Source organism: Synechococcus sp. R6-7, from assembly GCF_047461695.1.
In the GTDB taxonomy this organism is placed as follows: domain Bacteria; phylum Cyanobacteriota; class Cyanobacteriia; order Thermostichales; family Thermostichaceae; genus Thermostichus.
The window spans coordinates 1-2,961 of the sequence record NZ_JANSHS010000165.1 but is presented as its reverse complement, the minus strand read 5'-3'; the positions used below and the strand labels follow the sequence as shown (position 1 = coordinate 2,961).

Sequence of the window (2,961 nt, the reverse complement as noted above, 5' to 3'; positions counted from 1 at the left end):
GCTTATTATTGACTAGAGTCATGCTCTCTCGGTCTTGTTCGGCCAGCTCCTGGATGGCCTGTTGGTACACCTGGGCAGGTGTGGATCCCTGGTTGACTTGCTTCAGCCAGCGTTGGGCCTCATTGCCCTGGTGGAGCAGAGTTTGCAAGGGAGCTAGAAAACAGCCCAAGCCTTGAGGTTGGCCAATACGCCAAGCTTCGGTCAGCAGCTCTTCGATCCACTCTTGGGCCGCCCGTTCCCGGCCTGTCCGCCAATCGACCAAATGAGATTGCAGCGATTCTCGAGCAGCAGCCTGCTCGTTGGCTTCGCAAAGGCTCTCCAGCTCTGTTGGGGTAAAGGGCCCCCGCAAGGGATCCAGCGCTTCCGGCTGGGCCAGCAACTGCCAGAGACGGGCTTCCACCAAGGCGGTAATCGCCAGAACCATTACCGGATCCCCCACCAGATCGCAAATGCGCAGCTCCACCCGGTTGAGATGGTAGGGCCGATCCGGGCCGTTGGGTCGCACCGAGGCCCACAGGTGGCGCACATTCTGCATTGTGCCCAAGGCTAGCTGCTCCTGGATCCAGGCAATGTAGTGGGCGTGATCCCGGAAGAAGGGCACCTGGGCCGGCGTTTTGGGGAACACCTGCCAACGGCTGGAGTGGGATCCCGTCACCCGTCCGTCCAGAAAAGGAGAGGAAGCGCTCAGAGCTAGGTAGAGAGATGCTTCCGCTCGCAGCAGGCGACAGGCCCGGAAGATGGCCTCGGTACCTGGCAGGCCAACATTGATGTGAATGCTAGCAGTTACCACCCGCGTGCCATAGGTGCGCTCGATGTAGTCGTGGTAGGGGTTGCCGGGATCCGACCGCTCGAAGTGGTCGCTGCCGCCCAAAGCTAGCGTGCTCCCTGGCAGAAGGGTGTAAGGGCCAAGACGGCGCAAAAATTGCCGCAACTGCAGGCGAGGCCGCAACAAGGCACAGAGCAGGTCTTCGTAGCGGCGAAGGGGAGGGGTGATATACTCCACGTTGCGCCGATCCGGCTCCCGTACAAACCCTGGCAAAGCCTGGCAAATGCGATCCGACAAGCCCACCACTTCCCCGGCGGCGGTGCCGGTGTACATTTCCACCTCAAAGCCCTTGGTCAACAGCACAGGCCAGCCTCCAGCCGCAGCCTCACCAGTCTAACCTCTGTGCCCATTTTCCCAGGGCTTTGTAGGGAATTGTCCGGTGGCAGGGGACTTTCCCGACCTGCTTTAGAATGTCTCCACGGGGTAGTTGCGAGAGGGAATAGAGTGCGCGATCCCATCTACATCCTGGGGGCAGGGCCAGCGGGCATGGCGGCTGCCTACCGCTTAACCCAGCTCGGTTTTCCCGCGGTGGTGGTGGAACGGGAAGAGAGAGTTGGGGGCCTGGCCAAAAGCATCCACTACCAAGGGTTTATTCTGGACTACGGCCCGCACCGCTTTTTTACCAAGATTCCGCCCGTGCTGGAGCTGTGGAACCACGTTTTGGGATCCGAACAGGTAACGGTTCGGCGGCTTACCCGCATCTACTACCGCAAGAAGTATTTTCAGTACCCCATTCAAGCTTGGGAAGTTCTACGGAAAGTGGGCTGGTGGGAAAGTCTTCGCATTGTCCTTTCCTACCTTTGGGCACAATTAATCCCACAGCCGGCTCCCCAGAACTTTGCCGACTGGGTTAAGGGCAAGTTCGGTACTCGGCTTTTTCAAATGTTCTTTGAAGGATATACGGAAAAGCTTTGGGGGATCCCTTGTACCGAGATCAGTGCCGATTGGGCCGCTCAGCGCATCAAAGGTCTCAGCCTTGGGCAAGCCATCCAAAAGGCATTGGGGTGGAATCGAGGTTCGGTGAAATCCCTGATCGATCAGTTTCAGTTTCCTCGCCTGGGATCCGGGCAGCTCTATGAAAAAATGCAGGAGTATTTGCTTGCCGAAGGACAGAAAGTCTTGCTCAATACAGAGGTAGTCGCCCTTAGGCACGAGGGATCCCAAATTGCCGAACTGCAATTGCGCAACCTTCAGACTCAGCAAGAGACTTGGGTTCCTGCCTCTCACGTCATTTCTTCGATTCCTCTAACGGTGTTGGTGCAAAGTCTGCAGGAATTACCACCCCCAAAGGTGTTGCAGGCAGCCCGGAATCTTAGGTTTCGCAACACGGTTTTGGTTTACCTAATTGTGCAGGGATCCCAGCTCTTCCCCGATAACTGGCTGTATATCAACGATCCAACGGTGGGGGTGGGACGGGTGACCAACTTCGCCAATTGGTCTCCGGCCATGTTGCCCAACCAAGAGCAAACCCCCTTGTGCTGTGAGTATTGGTGCAACTTTGGGGATCCCTTGTGGCAAGCTCCTGAGGAGGAATTGCTGGCTTTGGCCGAGAAGGAGCTGCGTCAAATTGGCCTGCTTCACGATCAAAAGATCTACAGTGGCTTTGTGGTGCGCCTGCCCCGCACTTATCCCATCTATACCGGTAGCTATAAAGAAGATTTAGCCATTTTGCAGGAGTATCTCAGCCAGTTTGAAAATCTACAAGTGGTGGGCCGCTACGGCTCATTTAAATACAACAACCAAGATCACAGTTTACTGATGGGCTTGCTGGCGGCTGAGAACATTCTCCGACCCGGTAGTCACAATCTCTGGCAGGTGAACTCCGACGACGATTACCAAGAAGAAATCAAAGTGCCATCTTCACCCTTAACGATTCAGCGATGAGCTTTCCTCTCAGTCATCTGTTGCAGCGAGGTCGGCAGTACCTTGCCCCTTTCTTAGGGCAAATCTTGTTGCCCAGTTTGGCCTTGACAGTGCTGCAGATCTTCATGATCTCCCTCTGGAGTGAGGAGAGCAATTATGTTTCCATCTTCAAGGGCCTAATTCAGTGGGATAGCCATTGGTATCTCGGCATCGTGCGGCAGGGGTATCAGTTTGTGGGCTTTGACAAGATTGCCTATGAGCAGAGCAACGTG

At 55.9% G+C, this 2,961-nt stretch carries 2 protein-coding genes and 1 pseudogene; 2 read left to right on the top strand and 1 reads right to left on the bottom strand.

Translation table 11 applies throughout. The annotated features are described in order from the left end of the window. A partial coding sequence (gshA, locus tag NW815_RS05670) for a glutamate--cysteine ligase (protein WP_414415796.1) occupies nt 1-1,129 on the bottom strand: 1,129 nt, incomplete at its 3' end. 141 nt (nt 1,130-1,270) lie between these two features. On the opposite strand from gshA, the gene NW815_RS05665 reads away from it, so the two are divergent. Both NW815_RS05665 and NW815_RS05660 read left to right on the top strand, forming a co-directional pair. Beyond that, nucleotides 1,271-2,710, top strand: coding sequence for an NAD(P)/FAD-dependent oxidoreductase (locus NW815_RS05665; protein ID WP_414389162.1), 1,440 nt, complete (start codon nt 1,271-1,273; stop codon nt 2,708-2,710). After that, a pseudogene (locus tag NW815_RS05660) lies at nt 2,707-2,961 on the top strand (hypothetical protein); the annotation flags it as partial. The gene NW815_RS05665 and the pseudogene NW815_RS05660, both read left to right, overlap by 4 nt.